Origin of the sequence: Bradyrhizobium sp. GCM10028915 (assembly GCF_042666195.1) — a bacterium.
In the GTDB taxonomy this organism is placed as follows: Bacteria; Pseudomonadota; Alphaproteobacteria; order Rhizobiales; family Xanthobacteraceae; genus Bradyrhizobium; species Bradyrhizobium canariense_D.
On the sequence record NZ_JBHTFN010000043.1, the window covers coordinates 46033 to 64075 of the forward strand.

Sequence of the window (18043 nt, forward strand, 5' to 3'; positions counted from 1 at the left end):
ATTGTGATTGGATCTGTCGGAATTGGGTCGATTTTTTGATGAACGTCACTCCGGGCAAACAACATCAGGTCGTGGTCGCGTTGTTGTGGTCGCTGGCGCAGAACTGGGGCGGCCGTGCGCTGTCATTTGTTCTGTTCTTGATATTGGCGCGGCTGCTCAATCCTGCGGATTTCGGTCTTGCCGCGCTGGTTGGCTTCATCCTGCTGCTCCTGAGCTCCATTTCCGAATTCGGGTTCGGTGACGCGTTGATCCAGCGACGCACGCTCGAGCCTGCGGACGTGACACTGCCATTTTTCTGCTCACTGGCGGCATCGGTCCTCCTTGCCGTTCTCATCGCCCTGCTGGCGACCGATATCGAGCGTTGGCTCGACGTGAAGGGACTTGCGCCGCTCTTGACGGCTGCGAGCCTCTCGCTTCCGATCGGTACCGCCACGCTGTTCCAGGAGGCGCTCTACAAGCGCCAGATGGATTTTCGTGTGCTTGCGCTCAGGACCATGGTGGCGACCGCGATCTCCGGAGTGGTCGGGATCGCCTGTGCCTATGCCGGGTTCGGTGCCCTCAGTCTCGTGATCCAGGTGGTCGTTCAGAGCGCGGTCAGCGGCCTGTGGCTCTGGAGCCAGCCCAGATGGCTCCCGATGCGCGGCTACGATCTGAAGAGCTTGCGCGAACTCTCCGGCTACAGCATCCACGTCGTGTCGAACAGGCTGCTGGACTTCGCCATCGTGCGTACGATCGACATGATCATCCTGTCGCTTTATGGCGTCGCGGCCTTGGGCATCTACACGGTGGGCGCGCGGGTCTACATTATCCTGATGCAGTTGCTGACACAGGCGGTCATGGACGTCGCGCTGAGCGCACTGTCCAAGATCGCGCATGAGCGTCACCGTATTGCCGACGCCTATCTGCGAAGCGTGAGCCTCGGAGCATTGATTGGCTCTCCGGTCTTTGTGCTCCTGGCGGCGATCGCGCCGGAGTTCTCCCTGCTGCTGTTCGGCTCAAAATGGGCCGGCAGCGAAGCCGTGATGAGGCCGCTGATGCTCATCGGCGCGATTCAGACGGTGCAGTTCGTGAACAGCGCCTATTTTGGCGCCATGGGCAAGCCCAACTACGTTTTCCTGCTGAACATTCTCAAATTCGCCACGGTGGTCCCCGCCATGTTCCTGCTGCCGTCGCACGACATTGGTCAGCTGGCCACCATCTTCGCTGTCGCGCAGCTCGTGGTGACGCCCGTGACGTTCGCGCTGGCGCTCAGGCTGCTGGGCCTGAGCTGGAACCAGTTTCTGCGGCCCGTCGCAGGCTGTCTTTGCGCCATCCTTCTGGCTTATGGCGCAGTTGCGCTATGCCGCGAAGCGACCCCGGACATGAATCCCTATTTGCGGATAGGACTGCTCTCGTCATGTTTCGGGGCGACCTATCTGATGAGCATCTTGCTGTTCTGGCGAAAGCAGCTGTTCTCCCTGATCGCTTTCGTCGTGAAGCGTGGTGCGACCGCCTGATGAAGACGAGGAAGACGTCGTGAAGCAATTGATTCCGGTACCCGTTCGCAAGCATCTCCGAGGCTGGCTCAACAGCGCGAAGAACACGCCCTTTGCGGTCGATCTGCTCGAGTTGCGCAGGTGGCAGATCGCCAGGAAGGCTATCGGCGGCAGTGCCGCGCCGCGCAACAACCCGCGCCGGCTCGTCCTGCTCCCGTCCGACCCCTGGAGCATTCATCAGTCGCGCGGCGATGAGGCCATGATCGAGGCGGCCGTCGGCGAGATGAAGCAGGCCCATCCGAACATCGAGGTCTACATTGTCACCGCCACCAAAGCGGCAAGCGCGGAAGTGCGCGCAATGGGGTTCAAGCCGCTCGAATTTTGGAGGCAGCCGTTTTCCTATATGACGGTGGCGCAGGAGCTTTCTCTCACCAGGCCGGATTTCGGAATGGTTCTGGGGGCAGACGTGCTGGACGGCTACTATTCCCCCGTGGACGCCGCTCGCATGCTGCTCGTCGCCGATCTCATGGCAGCGTGCGGCGCCAAGGTCAGCGTGCTCGGATTCAGCTTCAACTCCCGTCCGGCCAAGGCATTGCGCGAGGTGTTTCGGCTGCTCGATCCCGGCGTGGTCTTGAATTTGCGCGATGCACTATCTCTTCAGCGCTTCAAAGAGTTCGCCCCGAATCGTGCGCACCTCGTCGCTGATTCCGCATTCATGCTGGTGCCACAGGCGGAGACCGCGGCTGTGAAGCAGATTGCGGCCGCGATTGCGGAGCAGCGCAGGCAGGGACGCGACGTCTTTGTCTTCAATATCCACCCGATGTTGTTCAGGAAATCCGAGCCGGCCAAGTTACGGCGAATGATCGAACTCGCGGCGAGCGCAATCGAGCGCATGTCTCGAGAGCATAACGCGAGCTGGGTGTTGCTCGCGCACGACTATCGTCCGGAGATCGCCGACGACAATTGCCTTCGACCGCTGGCCGGTCGCCTGAGCGCAGCGCTGGGCAACCATGTTCATCATGTCGAGCACGTGCTGTCAGCGAGCGAGATCAAGGCAGTCGTCGGTCTGGTGGACGGCGTCGTCACCGGCCGCATGCATCTTGCGATTGCGGCTCTCGGACAGGGAACGCCGGTTGCGGCGATCACATACCAGGACAAGTTCCAGGGCCTGTTCGCTTATTTCGGTGTGAGCGAATCGCTTCTTCTCTCACCTGAGCAACTGCTCGCGGGAGACAATCTCGAGAAGTTTCTGCTGAGGTTCCTCGGCGCCTACAAGACGGCCGGCGCGCAGGTCCGCAATATGCTGCCGGCAGTCATGGAGCTGTCGCGCGCCAACATCGCTCCGCTGCGGGGCGATGGTTTGATGTCGGTTGACGCGGTGTCCGACGGTAAGGTCGCCTGAGGGAAGCGGGCGGACGTCAGTTGGCGGCCTGCTCCGTCTCGTCGAAACGCACGGACGTCTTGGTGACAGACGTCTTGTTGGTGGCAGGCGTCTTGGCGGACGATTGCACTTTGCGCGGCGATCCAAATCCGATGTCGGCCCCACGATTGATCAGCCGCCGCGCCGGGTTCTCGAAATAGGCATAGGTGCGATCGGCGATGATGGTCAGGATCGCGCAGCACGCGAGAGCAAAGAGGCCAAATTGATCCGGACGCAGACCAAGCGACGCCCACAACGGCTTGAATACGGCGATGAGGACGGCGTCGTGCAGCATGTAGATCGAGTATGAAGTGTTGCCGAGCCGCCCGAGGAGGCGGCTGCCCGGAATTTGCACGAAAGCGCTCTCCCCGACGGCGGTGAGCAGGATCGCGCAGGAGAACAGAATGATGGCCAGATCCGGCTTGGCGAAGATGTTCAGGACAAGCACGGAGATCCCGAACAGGGCGATGCCGGCGAAGACGACCGGCTTGTGCCGATACGGGTGCGACAACCTGAACAATATGGCGAGCAGGATTCCATTCAAGAAGCTCGGCAGCGCACGGAGCATCCCGTAGTCATAATTGGCTCCATACATCTGCGATCGTTCTTGCCAGATCGGCAAATGGCCGTGGGCCAGGACCAGATAGAGCGCAGCGACGATGGCGGCCAGCACCAGCGGATGGACCTTGCGTGCAAGCAGCATAAGCAGGGGAAAGATCAGATAGCAGAAGAATTCCGCGCTGATCGACCAGGACGGAGAGTTGAAGCTCAAATGATCGGTAACGCCCCAGGCCTGAAGCAGCACGAGGTTGTACAGGAAGTCCAGCGGCGTCGACCTCGCCGATCGGTCCAGACCGAACCCGATCAGCAATACGAACACGAGTAAAGTCAGAAAATGCAGCGGATAGATCCGCGCAATGCGGCGGATCATGAACCGGGAATATGCCTTGAGACCACGCGCGTCAGACGGATAGGAATAGGAGATCACGAACCCGGACAAGATGAAGAACATGTCCACGAAAAGGCCATAAGATCCGTTCCAGATCGGCGCGATACCGCTGTCGATGGTCTTCAGATGGAAAATGAAAACGCCGAGAGCGGCAACGAAACGATAGAAGTCGAGAACGACGAACCGTCTTGCTTCATTGGCTTCCATCGCGTGTCGAATTCCTTGCCTGACGCTACCGTCTGCTTAGCGGTCAATTGTGACGCAAGTTCGCTGGGCCGGCGTTCGACGGCAGGCGAATAGCCGTTATGCAGCTCCTGCCTCGCGACAAGGCAACCGCCTAATTATTGAACGGCGCCGGGACTTGCCTGAGCTGGTCCCGGCGCCTGAGATATTGATGCGATCCTGCGGACAATTCGCCGTGGTCAGACGAACAGGAAATCGTGGCTCGTCAGGCTGGCGACGTTGACGTTCTTCAGGAGGATCGAGTCGCTGGCCGAAAGCGTGACCAGGGCGTTCGCGCCCGACTGCGTGATTTGCAGATGGCCGTAGTCCGCGGCGAGGAGCTTCGAGATCTGGATCACGTCGTGAGTGGCGGCGTCGCCGGCCTGGAAGTTGACGATCTGGTCTTGGCCGTGATCGTAGACGATTGTGGTCGAGCTCGGCGCCGCCGAGAACAGGTCGTTGCCGGCCCCGCCCTGGATCGTCACGCCGCTCGCAACCGCCGTGACGTTGTGTGTGCCGTCGGTTTTGGTGTCGTCGAAGAACTGGAGTGCATTGGCTGAATTGTAGTTTTCGTGCTGCGTCGTGCCGGCCTGTCCGTTGAAGTTGAACAGGAACACGTCCTTCGAACCGTCGGCGTTGTTGGCGATCTCCTGGGTCTTGGAACCGGAGCCGTCGTAGATGCCGGTCAGCTTGCTGCCGTCGTTGTTGATGACCTGGGTATAGTCCAGCGTGCCATCGGCGTGGGTCCGGGTAAGCTCGACGATATGCCCGGAGGCATCGAGGTGCTGATGCTGCGTGGTGTAGGACTGCCCCTTGATGTTGTAGCTCCAATTGTCCGACGTGCCATCGGCGTTGGTAATGTACGCGGCAGTCTTGACGCCGTTGGTGTAGGCGGTCGTGGAGCTATAGCCGTCGATCTTCGTCGTCACCTCGCTGGTCAGAACGCCCTTGGCGTCGTACCAGTCCGAGGTTTTGGTCCCGTCTGAGCTCTGGACAAGCGTGAAGGCGAGGCTGCTATCGGCGTGGGTGCGCACGATGTTAGTGAGGAAGCCGGTCGGATCGTAGCTGTCGTGCTCGGTCGTGTAGGTCTGGCCCACGATATTGAACTGGAAGACGTCCTTCGAACCGTTGGCGTGGTAATCGGTCTCCGTCATCTTGACGCCGGAGGCATTGTAGTTGCTCACCACGCTGCTGCCGTCGCTATTGACGACTTGGCTGTAGTCGAGCGACCCGTCGGCATGCGTGCGGACCACTTCGGTCGTGACACCGGAGGGGTCGAGGTGCTGGTACTGCGTGGTATAGCTCTGACCTGTTATATTGTAGCTGTAATTGTCGTGGCTCTGGTCCGCATTGGTGATGTAGGCCGCGGTCTTGACGCCGTTGGTGTAGATCGTCGTTGCGCTGTAGCCGCTCGTCTTCTCCAGGACCTCACTGGTGAGGATGCCGCTGGCGTCGTACCAGTCCGAGACCTTGGTGCCGTCGCTGCCCTGCTGCAGTTTGAAAGCCAGGCTGCCATCGGCGTGCGTGCGAACGAGCGAGGTGAGGAAGCCCGCCGCATCGTAGATGTCGTGCTCGGTCGTGTAGGTCTGGCCGGTTATGTTGAGAAGCCAGATATCCTTGCTGCCATCGGCGTTATAGTCGGTTTCCTTCGTCCGCTTTCCCGCTGAGTCATAGTTGGTGACGACGCTGCTACCGTCGTTGTTGATGACCTGCGTATAGTCGAGCGTGCCGTCGGCATGCTTGCGGGTCACGGCCGTGACCTTGCCGGAGGGATCGACGTGCTGGATCAGTGTGCTGTAGCTCTGGCCGGTGATGCCATAGGCGTAATTGTCCTGGCTGCCGTCGGCATTCTTGACATAGGCGTTGGTTTTGACGCCGTTGCTGTAGAGCGTCGTCGAGCTGAAACCGTTGGCCTTTTGGACGACTTCGCTGGTGAGGCTGCCGGCGGCATTGTACCAATCGGTCGTCTTGGTGCCGTCGGTCGTTTGCACCAGCTTGAACGCCAGGCTGCCATCGGTGTGGAGGCGCGTCAGGGTCGTGAGAAAGCCGGTCGTATCGTAAACGTCGTGCTCGGTCGCGTAGTTCTGGCCCTTGATGTTGTAGGTCCAGACGTCCTTGCTGCGATCGGCATGGTAGTCGGTCTCGACCAGCTTGACCCCCGTGGCGCTATAGGTGGTGATCACGCGACTGCCGTCGCTGTTGTAGACCTGTGTCGAATCGAGCGAGCCGTCCGCATGGCTGCGGACCACGGACGTGACCTTGCCGGTTGAATCCAGGTGCTGGACTTGGCTCGTGTAGCTCTGCCCCTTGATGTTGTAGGTATAGTTGTCCTGGGTGTGGTCGGCGTTCTTGACGTAGACCGTGGTCTTCACGCCGTTGGTGTAGATGGCCGTCGAATAATAGCCGTCCGGTTTTTGCACGACTTCGCTGAGAAGCGTGCCGGTGGTGTTGTAGGTGTCGGTGGTCTTGGTTCCGTCGGTAGCGAAATGGACGGAGGTGGTCTTTACGCCGCCGGTGTAGCCGATCGCGTCTTTGGACCCGTCGGTGTAGACGATCGTGGTCGAAGTGGGCAGTCCGCTTGCGTTCAGGCCGGTGTCCGCTTTCGACAGGAGGTTGCCGCTGGCATCATAGGTTTTCGTGCTGCTCCAGGTCGCGGCCGAGTTCGTGATCGAGAAGGAATGGCCGCCCTGGATCTTGGACAGCGCATTGCCGTAATGCGCGATCATATAGTCCATCGTCGCCTTCGAAGCGACGGGCAGGACATGCGAGTCGGTGAGCGTAATGGCTTGAAGCGCCGTCGACGTGCTCAGGTCGGACAGTTGCGGCACGATCTCGGCAGCCGTACCGCTGACACTGGTTCGGGTGTCCGGCGGAATCGGGGTGGTCGCAGGCGCGTCGATCTCGATGATCAGCGGGTGATCGCTGACCGGAATCGTAATGGTGCTGACGTCCGTGTAGCTCGCGATCGCGGTGGTCCCGGTCAGCGTGTCGTACACCTTGACCGAATGATGCACGCCGCCCAGGTTCACCGTGACCGTCTGGGTCGGATTGGAGATCTCGGCATCGGCCGCATCATTCCAGAGCTTCGGCTCCGCCCAAACGACAAGCTCGTAGGCGCCATTGCTCTTGCCGAGCACCATGCTGTTGCCCGAGGCCGGCATGTTGCTGAGGGTGTAGTTCAATGGATTAGTCGGCTGCAGGCCGCCCTTGCCGTCATCGGCCAGAATGCTCGTCAGGTTGTGAATTGCCGTCGCGGCGAGCTTCGGCGTTCCGTCGGAGTTGAATAGACCGAAGTTGGCTTCAGGATTGGTGTTGCTGGCGGACGAGTCGCGATCGAACATCTCGTAGAGATAGGTCGCACTCACGCCAGCCTTGTAGGCATCCACCAGGGTGTTCAAGATCGACTTGGCCTGCACCGTCTCGTCGACACCGAGATATTGGGTGTTGGCTTGGGTGGTGTAGCCGGTCTCCGTAATCACGATGGGCTTTCCCGGCGCGGCGGTCGAGACGGCGCTCAAGGTGGCAGCAAGTGAGCTGCTGGTCGTCAAGCTGGTGCTGACATAGGCATGCGCATTGGCGAAATCGACCGAGCCCGACATGTTGCCGAGCTGGCTGTAGCCTTGGGGATCGTTGTAGGCGAGCGACAAATTGATGACGGAAATGCTGGAAAGCGTGCCGTCTGCCTTGACCGCCTGATAGAGCGCGCTTTGGAACTGGGCCGCGGCGCTAAGGCTCGAGCTGCCATTGTAGCTGAAGGGCTGGTGATTGGCCTCGTTGAGCCCCTCGATGGCGCTGATGCTGCCTGGATGGCTCGCCACGAACTTCTCGAGCGACACGATATACTTCTGGAGGCCGGCGGTGCCCAGCTGGGGCAGGGCGGACGACACCAGGAAGTCGAATTTGTAGCCGGCAGCCGCCAGCCCTTCAACGACCGGTTGTGCGGCGGGGCTGGTTCCCATCGCGTCGCGCAAATGGGTGACGCCAAGATACTTCAGGTCATCGACCATCAATGCGAGGTTATTGTAGTCGGTCCACCCGAAGCCGGCATGCGTGTTGACGCCGATGGAGTTGATGAAGCCGCTTGCGGAGAGGACGGTTTGATCTGACGACATTTCACACTCGAGTTTCTACGCGAACGAAATTGCTCGCAGGGATTTGCGTTCAACCTTCTCGATCGAGTGTGAATTTCAGATAAAAATCGGAGCTACAAATCGAGAGCGATCAGCAGTTCCTCGCAGGAACAGCTCGACTCTGATTCAAGACAATAACGATGTCGTGCCGACGCAGCATGACCTCAACATGGCGCTTCCAAGAATTCGCAAGGTTTCACTGCTGAATCTATGCGCATGTCGCGCTTCAATGATGCATGTGACTTGGGGCGCGGAGCTGTGAAGCTGTCAGGCCGACCCGATGCGCTGGTAGATTTTGCCGGCACGAGCAAGTCACTCAATATTCTCGTACTGGTTGTCAGTCACTTCGCCGCATTTTGAAGCGAAGTAGAGAGTTCCACGGTAGGAACTTCGCGGACGCGGGCAGAGCGTCAAGGGCGCATCTAGCTCCAAAGAAGGTTTGCAAGAGACCGGTCGACAGATCAGCTCGGGCGGGCCAGGAGGAGAAAGTTTCCGCGCCAGCCGACCGCAGCCGTGACGATTGCGGCGATGACGATCTTTCCAGCAAGCCACGCCGCTGGTTCGCTCGGCGCATGACTGAGCGATCCGATCAGAATGGCGGCTGCGAGCGCCTGAAGCACCAAGGGCCAGCGCGGGAACGCATCGAACCTGAGGGTAGGGCCAAGCCCGGCCAAGATCGCCGCGAGCGTGGCGATCGAGGCGCAGGTGACTGCCGCTTGGGGTGACAGGCCGGCCCAGACGGCAACCAGGGAGAACGCCGCAACCATTGCCAGCTGCCCGGCAGCAACGAGGGCGAGCCTGGTCGCGAGCTTTTCCAGGTGGGGAACGACCGCGATCGTCGCCTGCAGGTGGGTATGGAGGAAGTAGAAAGCAGCGACCGCCGGCCCTGTCGCCAGGAAGCCCTCGACGCTCTCCCGCGGGACCAGGATGCGGGCCGCGTCCGGAATGAAGGCGACAAGCCCGCCCAGCAGGACGAGGGTTGTGCAGATCATGAACTCGAACATGTGCCGCGCCGATTGTCTCGACTTCGTGGCGCTCCCGTGCTCGAAATCATTGACCACTTCAGGATAACTCACGGTGTGGATCGCCGCATTGAGGACCCAGAAGGGACGTTGCAGCAGGTCGAGCGCAATGGAAAATCCTGCACCGGCTCCTGTGGCGCCGAGTCGCCCGACGACGATGATACGAAGCAGAACCGGCACGGACAAATGGATCACGGACGCGCCGGCTGCAAGCATGCCGTAACGCGAGAAGTCCTTCCAGTCAGCCAGCATTGTTCGCAGCGACACGCGATCCAGCGGCGTGCGATATGCGATGAGACCGGCAAGGAGCCCAAGCAGGTGACCCAATGCGATGCCGAGCAGCGTTGCTTCGGCCGTGCCTGAGATCATTCCGCCCGAGACGGCCCCGCCCAAAAGAGCCGTCGCACGCAAGGCAAGAAGGCAGGAGGCGGTCCCCAGCCGGTTCGACAGTCGTACCGACAAGAAGTACAAATCGGTCGAGCCCTGAAGAACGGCCACGCTCAGGCCGAGGACGACCAGCCGTGGCGTGAGGCCGCTGACCAAGGAGGCGCAGCTCCCGACCGCAACGAGCGCGCCGGCGCTCATGAGGGCCGCCGCAAAGAGCGACGATCTCAGTCGAGCCGCCTCGCTCTCCTTGGCGGCCGCAAGAAAGCGCAGCCCCGCGAGCTGCAGCCACTCGAACATGAGGACGCAGAGCAACTGGCTCGAGGCCATTGCGAGAGAATAATTGGTGTAGTCGGCGGCAGGCAGCAGGTGACTGATCACAAAGATCAGGATGATCGCTGCTGCGCTTTGGTAAACGTAGCCGGCGATCGCGAAGAGACGTGTCATCTCGGAATGAAGCTACTCTTTGCCACCGCATGCGCTTGTGGTACCCCGGCTATTGCCGGGCGCACGGACGACATCCGTCGCTGACGCAGTTGTTCATACAGGTTCTTGTACGACGACAATACGTCGGAAAAGATCCACTTGTTCGTGTCGGCGATAAGCCGACGGCTGATCTCGTCGATCTTGTGCGGGTCCGCGGCGATTTCGCGCATGCTCGTGGCCAGGGATTGTGGATCTGCTTCGGTCAACCACCCGGTTACGCCATGCTCGATCGCCTCCGGCATGCCGCCAAAGTGCGTACCGAGCAGCGGTCTGCCCGCCGCCTTGGCATCGGCGACGACGAGCGGGCCCGGATCGTGCCAGATGGACGGAGCGACCACGACGTCGACTTGCCTGTAGAATTCATCGGGAGACACGAATCCCATGAACTCGACCCGTGCATGCGGCGCCAGTGCTCTCAGGCGCTGTTGTTCCTGATCGCCCAAGCGGCCGGCAATCATCATCCGGATCCGATCGGGCGGCAGCATGGCCAGCGCTCGCATGAGATTGTCGATGCCCTTCTCCTCGGTGATCCGTCCGATGAAGCCGAATGTCACTTCCGTCGTGCAGACAGGCCGCGGGTAGGGTGAGCGCGGCGGCTCGGTCGAGGCATTGCGGATGACGGTGCGGATTGGCGTCTCGGCAAACATGCCCATATCGGTGTGAATGGAGAGGACGCGCTCGCTGACGCCGACCACGGCATCGAGCCAATGCGTCGCCCGTTTGCGGTGGTACGTCAGGATCCCACAGCTCGTACAGGTGTGTTCGCAGGAGCGGCCCTTGTCGAAGCGGGAACAGCGTGGACACGTCAAATAATAATCATGAAGCGTATGCAGGACCGGAACTCCGAGCTTGGCGGCTACCCGCCAGATCGCCGTGGTCAGGCCCGATAAATTATTGGAATGCAGAACGTCCGGCTTGAAAGCGCGAATGCGCTCCGCGATCATCGGGGCCTGGATCTGCCAATCGTCGATCGCATGCCAGATGCTTCGTTTCACGACGTTCTTTTGCTCCGTGAACGGCGCATAGACGTTTTGCACCGGTGCGGAATAGACGTTGATACCGTTGCATAATTCACGGCCCTGCTCGGGTGCGGATGCGGCGCGCACCACCTCGACCTCGTCGCCGCGCTGAGCCAGGCCCTCGGCAAATCTCCGCGCGAAGATCTCTGCTCCGCCGACGATCTTTGGTGCCTGCGGGGTCGGATAAAGCGTGGATGTCAAAAGGATCTTCATCGCGTCAACCTCTTTGTGCCGATCCGATTACCGTGCCGGCCGTATATCCAGTGCGGGAATGGCGTCATTATTGGCGGCGATCAGCACCGGCGTGCTCGAAACCGGCAGCCAGATCCCGGAGGCTGGCCTTGCAGTTGCATCGCAGGGGGCCGCGAAAGTCGCCCCCGGCAGATCGCCTCTGATCCGGACCTCGTAGCGTCGATCCGGATCCTCGGACCAGACCGCGATCTTGCCGCCGGTGGTCGAGGATGCTCCGATCGACATCACCCCGTTGGCAAGGCTTCTTCGTTCGGCGGTTAGAGTGGAACGGACGAATGCCCAGGCGCCACGCGCCGCGCAGGCTACGGGTTTGGGCGAATTGTCGAAACCGTAGAGGCCAAAATTGTCCTCCAGCTCGGCTGGATTCTGACCACTATTTTTGAGCTCATAGATCCACATCCCCTTGAGCCAGCGCGCCGCTGTCGAGGCCCACAGGATGAGCTGTGCCGTGTTATCGGCCTGAGCCTGCTCGCTGACACCACATTTGTTCGCAGCCGTGGTCCAGCCAGTCTCGGTCACGTAAATGGGGAAGTCGGGATTGCCGCTCGCTTGGCCGACCAGTCGATGGAACGCCGTGAGCCGGTCGATAATCTCGGCCGAATTGCGCTTCGCCGGCGCCATGCAGAAATTGTAGAGATGAATCGAGGCGCCATCGGCGTATTGAAGGATGCCGGTTTGCAGCATCTTCTCCGTCCACGTCCAACCGGGATCGTCGCCGATCGCGCCGACGACGAAAGGTGCATTCGGCACCGCCTGCTTGACCGCGGGCCGTGCTACCTTCGCGAGGGCCAGGTAGTTGTCGGCTGAGAATGAAGGGTCCTTCTTGGCTGCCAGATTCCACTCGTTCCAGAGTTCGAAGATCGGGCGCTGCGGCGCGACCGATCGCGCGGCCGCTGCCGCATAGTCCGCGAACCGCTGCCGGGCTTCGTCCGTCGTCGGAGGCGATGAGTTCGGCACGAGGTGATGGCCGAATGCAAGGATGAGGAGCGGCCGGGCGATGCCGGACTGAACCTGCGCGTCGAGCCTGCCCAACCGCGGCGTGAAGCCCATCCGACGTCCCGGCAATTCGAAATCAGACCAGGGAAAATCGTCGCGGAAGGCGTTAAAGCCCAGTTGCTTGATCTGGCTGACGTTCACGGAGGGCACGTAGCCTCGCGAACTGACCGGCCCTCCCAGTCCCTGATGGGTGCCGATACCCAACAGGAATCTGCTTTCAAGCGTCTGAGCCTGTTGAGCGCATGCCGGGACAGACAGAGAAACAGACGCGATGAGGCTCGCGATCCAGAGCAGCCTGTTGCGACCCAAGGTGCGGTGGCCTGCCATCGCCTGGATCATACCCGTCATCATTTCTCGCCTGCCGCAACTCACCTCAAAAAGGCTTCGAGAGGTCCGATTGCAGTGCCACGTTCTGCTCGACTCCGCTCTTGTTGTCGTCGAGGAGTTCGACATAGACCTGATGCAATTGGCGGTGTGTCTTCTGGACGTCATAAAACTGCTTGAAGCGATCGTAGCCGCGTTGCCCCAGGACCTTGAGATCCAGATCGAGCATCCGTCGGAAGCCGTCGATGAGAGGTTGAACCGCAACAGGTTCGCAAAGCACGCCGGTGACGCCGTCAACGACGATTTCAGGCAGCGCTCCGCTGTGGAAGGCCAGGATGGGCTTGGCCGCGCGCATCGCTTCCAGAGCGACGAGGCCGAAGGCCTCCCATCGTGACGGGATGACGACGAGATCGGCCGCCTCCAGCTGAGCCTCGATCTGCTGACGATCCAGCCAGCCTAGCAGCGAGACGTTGGCGGGAACCGCAGCTCCGTCGAACTTGTTGACCACGGAGGCGCCGACAATGCGAACATCCAGGACATCTTCGAGGGATCGTGCGGCCTCGATCAGGAGGTCGAAGCCCTTTTGTCGATCAAGACGGCCAATGAAAAGGACCTTGGCCTTCTTTGAAGTCCAATCTGTCGCAGCGCCGTACGGCAGTGGGCGGCTCTTGGAGATGCCATTGTGCACCAGGGTCAGACGGTCGGTCGGAATTCCCGCCCGGACCGCTTCATTGAATTCATCGCCGGAAATGCAGATGATACGATCCGACGTGCGGGCCAGAAGAGTCTCTGCAGCTTTTGCCGCCAGATGGCTCAGGCGGCCGGTCTCTCGCGAGAACGCCCAGCCATGCGGGCAATAGACGACGCGAGGACCTTCGGAACGAGCCGCCAACGCGGGCCTGAGAACGAGTCCGGCAAACGACGAATGGAGATGCATTACGTCGGGTTTGAAGGCGTCGAGCGCCTGCATGCTCGCCCGCAGCATCTGAAATAGTCCGGCGATGCTGCGGCCCGATCTGTCGAAGGTCGTGATCTGGCTGTCATCGATTCCGACGAGGTCGTGGCGATGATCCGATGGCACAACATAGTGCACGTTCTCCGCGCCGAAGCTCGCTTGCTGCTGCGGATGCAATTCGTTCAGGTAGCTCGCTATCCCACCCCGGATGGTTTCCGCGACATGCAGCACCTTCACCGCCTGCCTTGCGGAAGATTGAGTTGGGAAGATCGACATGGCGCATCCTTAATTGAGCATCAACGGATGCGATCACAATCCATCCAATCCATAGCGAGATTTGGGCAGCGGTGTGGTGTTGTTGCGCCGCGATGTCGAAGCTCTCTTGCTTCGAAGTCGAACGTACACACGGAACTCGTTGGATGGCGGCCGTTGTCGCCGCTATGCGCGCGACGCGAGAAAATCCAACAGTGCTTGCGCCGAGTCTTGCCACGAATATAATGCAAGACGATCTTGTTGCTTTCGGCGCTCCTGATCAGAGATTGCGCCGATTGCCAACCTTTCGAGCATAAGCTGTTGCAGCGCTTGAGCATCGTTGGCGCAAAAATAAGCAGCTGCTTCGCCGCACGTTTCCATCACCGCGTCAGCCGTCGAGGCTATGACCGGACAGCCGAAGATCATGGCTTCAAGTGGCGGTACACCGAAGCCCTCGTATAGAGAGGGAAAGACAAACGCCAGAGCGTGCGCATACAGAGCTGCAATCTCGCCATCCGCCAGGCGTCCTGCCAGAAGCAGGCCCGATTCGCTCTCGCCCAGATTGTCTTGAAATACCTTGCTGTTATCTCCGCCGACAATGACGAGGGGAACGTCCTTTCGTTCGAGCAGCCGCGCCGCCTCGATTGCAACGGCGAGATTCTTGTTCTTGGTTCTGGAGCCGACAAAGAGAAAATATTTTCCCGGCTGAAGCCCTAATCGTTCGAGAATACCGTGATCAGGCGTTGTGGACGCGAAATGCTCCGCGCTGTTGGGGAATATCGGAATGTCCGTTTTCGAAAGGCCAAGCATTGCAGCCAATTCATTGCGAGAAAAGGCCGATACGGTCGCGATCGTGGCCCGCCGTGCAAGCAGGCGGCCCATCGTGCGGTGGACGGCCAAATAGCGCCAATTGAAGAAATCGGGCCGGCGGAAGACCTGTGCGTCGTGGATGACGACGATATGATCGCCATGAAACACAGGTCCGGCATTGGCCAGACTGATCAGGCGACCTCCAGCGGCGGCGCGCGCAAGTTCAATCTGATCCCAGGCATGTCCGCTCAGCCGTCCTATCTTGCGTACCTTGATGTGGGCGAGATTGATCGCTTCGCTCGTCTCGCTCGGCACGAGCAATTGCCACTCGGCTCCTCTGAGGGCAGCGGGCGATTGGTCGGACGCAAGCAACGCATCGATCGCTTTGACCAGTTCGGCGGCATAACGCTGAACGCCGGTCAGCTTTTGCGAGAGAAAGCGGCCGTTGATGAAAAGCTTCAATTTTGTGCCGTTCGGGTTGTCGATGCCACAACGCGTGGGTCGCGATTTGTGCTTTCGAACCAAATGTGAGCACGGAAAGAAGCAGCCCGAAGGCACGAAATTATGACGGCATCGGTAGTGATCGCGCTGTTCGTTCGGCGCTCCCCGGGAACACTTGTTGAAAGTCTTGCCGGGCAGCCGGGAGCCTTTTATGGACGCGCGCCTGATGTTGCGTCGGCAGGCAGAGGGCGCTCCCGTCTGGTTAACTTGGGGAAGGCTGACATCCGAAGCGCCCGGCATTAAGCTTGCCGATGTGAGGGGGCTGTTCTCCAATGCTGAACCCTTGCCTCTACCGGTTCAGTCTGGCAATGCGGTATATGAGGACGGACAACGGAGTTTATTTTGGCCCCCGTGGTGGTTACCGGCGCTGCCGGCTTCATCGGCATGCATGTCTGTGAGCGCTTGCTTGCGCGCGGGGAACGAGTTGTCGGCATCGACGCAGTGACCCCTTACTATGATCCCGCGCTCAAGCGCGCTCGCCTCGAGACGCTCAAGCATGAGGCTTTCACGTTCCACGAGATCGACCTGGCGGATTTCGCTGCGGTGACGCGTGTGTTCGACGAGGTCTCGCCCGACCGCGTGGTGCACCTTGCGGCGCAGCCCGGCGTGCGCGCATCGATCGACGATCCCATCACCAGCATCCGCGCCAATTGTGATGGCTTCGTCACCGTGCTCGAAGCGGGCCGGCGCCACGGTCTGGCGCATCTCGTCTACGCCTCGTCGAGCTCCGTGTATGGCGCCAATCGCACCTTGCCGTATTCGACCGAGCATTCGGTCAATCATCCGGTCAGCCTCTATGCCGCGAGCAAGAAGGCCAACGAGCTGATGGCGCACACGTTCGCACATGTTCACAAGCTGCCGGTGACCGGACTTCGCTTCTTCACTGTCTATGGTCCATGGGGCCGGCCCGACATGGCCGCCTGGCTCTTCACGCGCGCGATCTTTGCGGGTGAGCCGATCAAGCTTTTCAATAATGGAAATATGTGGCGCGATTTCACCTATGTCGACGACATCGTCGAGGGCGTGATCCGCACCCTCGATCGCCCCGCGACGCCGAATCCCGCGTGGAACGCCGAGCAGCCGGAAAACTCGTCGAGCTATGCGCCATATCGCCTCTATAACATCGGCAACAATTGCTCGGTCGATTTGATCGAGTTCGTCGAGACACTGGAGAAGATCATCGGCAAGCCCGCGATCCGCACGCTTTTGCCGATGCAGGCAGGCGACGTCCTCGAGACGCGCGCCGACATTTCGGCCCTGCAACGCGACGTCGGCTTCACGCCCTCGACGCCGCTGGCGGATGGCTTGGGCCGCTTTGTCGAATGGTACCGAAATTATCACCGCGTATAAACCCTCTCTTGAGTAGCTCACACGTGTCCCAAAAAATTATCCCCCTGATCATGTGCGGCGGTGCCGGAACGCGGCTGTGGCCGGCTTCGCGCGAGGTGCGCCCCAAGCAGTTCCTGCCGCTGTTCGGCACGCGCTCGACCTTCCAGGACACGCTGTTGCGCGTCTCCGAGGCCTCGCTGTTCGATCGCCCGATCGTCATCACCAATGCCTCCTATCGCTTCATGGTGCTGGAGCAGCTCGCCGAAATCGGCATCGAGGCCGACGTGATCCTCGAGCCGATGCGGCGCGATTCCGGTCCTGCGATCGCAGCCGGGGCGGTGTTTGCGCAGAACCGCTCGAGTGAGGCGATCGTGCTCGCGCTCGCCGCCGACCACGTGGTGCAGGACAATGCCGCGTTCGTCGCGGCGTGCCGCCAGGGCCTCACCGCCGCGAGCGCCGGGCGAATCGTCACGTTCGGCGTCAAGCCGGAGCGGCCGGCCACCGAATACGGCTATATCAGCCCGGGCGAGGTCATCTCCGGTGAGGTGCACGCGGTCGCGCGCTTCGTCGAGAAGCCGGATGCGGTGAAGGCGGCCGACTACCTCAATTCCGGCTATCTCTGGAACAGCGGCAACTTCATGTTTCCGGCCAGCGTATTGCTGGACGAATACCGCAAGGTCGATGCGGCGAGCGTGGAGGCGATTTCCAATGCCGTGACCAATGCCGGCCGAGATCTCGGCTTCGTGACGCTGGAGCCCGAGGCGTTCGGCGCGGCCAAGGCGATCTCGATCGACTATGCGGTGATGGAGAAGACCGCGCGCGCCGCGGTGGTGCCGGTGTCGTGCGGCTGGTCCGACGTCGGCTCCTGGCACGCAGTGTGGGAATTGTCGGACAAGGACGCGCAAGGCAATGCGTCGCATGGCAGTGCCGTGTTCGAGGATAGCCGCAATTGCAACGTCACCACCGACTCTGCGCTGGTCGCGCTCGAAGGTGTCGACGATCTCATCGTGGTGGCGACCGCGGACGCAGTGCTGGTCTCGCGTCAGAAGGATGCCAACGGGCTCAAGCGGCTGGTCACGAAACTCAAGGCGGTCGCACCGAAGGTCACCGAGGAGCACCTCAAGGTGCATCGGCCCTGGGGCAGCTACCAGTCGGTCGACAATGGCGAGCGCCACCAGGTCAAGCGCATCGTGGTGAAGCCGGGCGGGCGTCTGTCGCTGCAGAAACACCATCATCGCGCCGAGCACTGGATCGTGGTCCGCGGCACCGCCCGCGTCACCGTCAACGACACCGTCAAAAGCGTGCACGAGAACGAGTCGATCTACATCCCGATGGGCGCGGTGCACCGGATGGAGAATCCCGGTAAAATCATGCTGGAGCTGATCGAGGTCCAGACGGGAAGCTATCTCGGGGAAGACGACATCATCCGGATTGAAGACGACTATCAGCGCTCTTGAGCAGAATGTCGCTCCAACATTCCGCGAACATTTAGAAATTGTCCTGCGAATTGCGATGAT

Annotated in this window: 11 protein-coding genes; 4 read left to right on the forward strand and 7 right to left on the reverse strand. The window is 60.6% G+C overall.

The window, feature by feature from the left end; genetic code table 11:
* Window positions 1–38: 38 nt before the first annotated feature.
* Window positions 39–1496 carry a lipopolysaccharide biosynthesis protein gene (locus ACFQX9_RS18510; RefSeq protein WP_018458851.1) on the forward strand — a complete coding sequence of 486 codons (1458 nt, stop codon included), beginning with the start codon at window positions 39–41 and terminating at the stop codon, window positions 1494–1496.
* A 19-nt stretch (window positions 1497–1515) separates the two neighbouring features.
* Window positions 1516–2877, forward strand: a complete 1362-nt coding sequence (locus ACFQX9_RS18515; RefSeq protein ID WP_377789996.1) for a polysaccharide pyruvyl transferase family protein — start codon at window positions 1516–1518, stop codon at window positions 2875–2877.
* 16 nt (window positions 2878–2893) lie between these two features.
* On the opposite strand, the gene ACFQX9_RS18520 is transcribed toward ACFQX9_RS18515, so the two are convergent.
* The 7 genes from ACFQX9_RS18520 to ACFQX9_RS18550 form a co-directional block, all read right to left on the reverse strand.
* Window positions 2894–4051: an acyltransferase gene (locus ACFQX9_RS18520; protein WP_018458849.1), complete on the reverse strand. Its 1158-nt coding sequence runs from the start codon at window positions 4049–4051 to the stop codon at window positions 2894–2896.
* Window positions 4052–4266: 215 nt separating this feature from the next.
* Window positions 4267–8178 carry an RHS repeat protein gene (locus tag ACFQX9_RS18525; protein WP_377789998.1) on the reverse strand — a complete coding sequence of 1304 codons (3912 nt, stop codon included), beginning with the start codon at window positions 8176–8178 and terminating at the stop codon, window positions 4267–4269.
* A gap of 479 nt (window positions 8179–8657) precedes the next feature.
* On the reverse strand, window positions 8658–10049 hold the full coding sequence (locus tag ACFQX9_RS18530; RefSeq protein ID WP_018458847.1) for a hypothetical protein: 1392 nt from the start codon (window positions 10047–10049) through the stop codon (window positions 8658–8660).
* Window positions 10046–11320: a glycosyltransferase family 4 protein gene (locus tag ACFQX9_RS18535; RefSeq protein WP_018458846.1), complete on the reverse strand. Its 1275-nt coding sequence runs from the start codon at window positions 11318–11320 to the stop codon at window positions 10046–10048. The genes ACFQX9_RS18530 and ACFQX9_RS18535 overlap by 4 nt, the downstream gene beginning before the upstream one ends.
* Before the next feature lie 27 nt (window positions 11321–11347).
* Window positions 11348–12706, reverse strand: a complete 1359-nt coding sequence (locus tag ACFQX9_RS18540) for a glycoside hydrolase family 5 protein (protein WP_240543142.1) — start codon at window positions 12704–12706, stop codon at window positions 11348–11350.
* 22 nt (window positions 12707–12728) lie between these two features.
* Window positions 12729–13910, reverse strand: coding sequence for a glycosyltransferase (locus ACFQX9_RS18545; protein WP_210350951.1), 1182 nt, complete (start codon window positions 13908–13910; stop codon window positions 12729–12731).
* Between the two features lie 162 nt (window positions 13911–14072).
* On the reverse strand, window positions 14073–15158 hold the full coding sequence (locus tag ACFQX9_RS18550; protein WP_377790001.1) for a glycosyltransferase family 4 protein: 1086 nt from the start codon (window positions 15156–15158) through the stop codon (window positions 14073–14075).
* A 381-nt stretch (window positions 15159–15539) separates the two neighbouring features.
* On the opposite strand from ACFQX9_RS18550, the gene ACFQX9_RS18555 reads away from it, so the two are divergent.
* Window positions 15540–16547 carry an NAD-dependent epimerase/dehydratase family protein gene (locus ACFQX9_RS18555; RefSeq protein ID WP_085383872.1) on the forward strand — a complete coding sequence of 336 codons (1008 nt, stop codon included), beginning with the start codon at window positions 15540–15542 and terminating at the stop codon, window positions 16545–16547.
* Window positions 16548–16570: 23 nt separating this feature from the next.
* A complete protein-coding gene (locus ACFQX9_RS18560) occupies window positions 16571–17983 on the forward strand; it encodes a mannose-1-phosphate guanylyltransferase/mannose-6-phosphate isomerase (RefSeq protein ID WP_377790003.1) in 1413 nt (470 codons plus the stop codon).
* The last annotated feature ends 60 nt before the right edge of the window (window positions 17984–18043 follow it).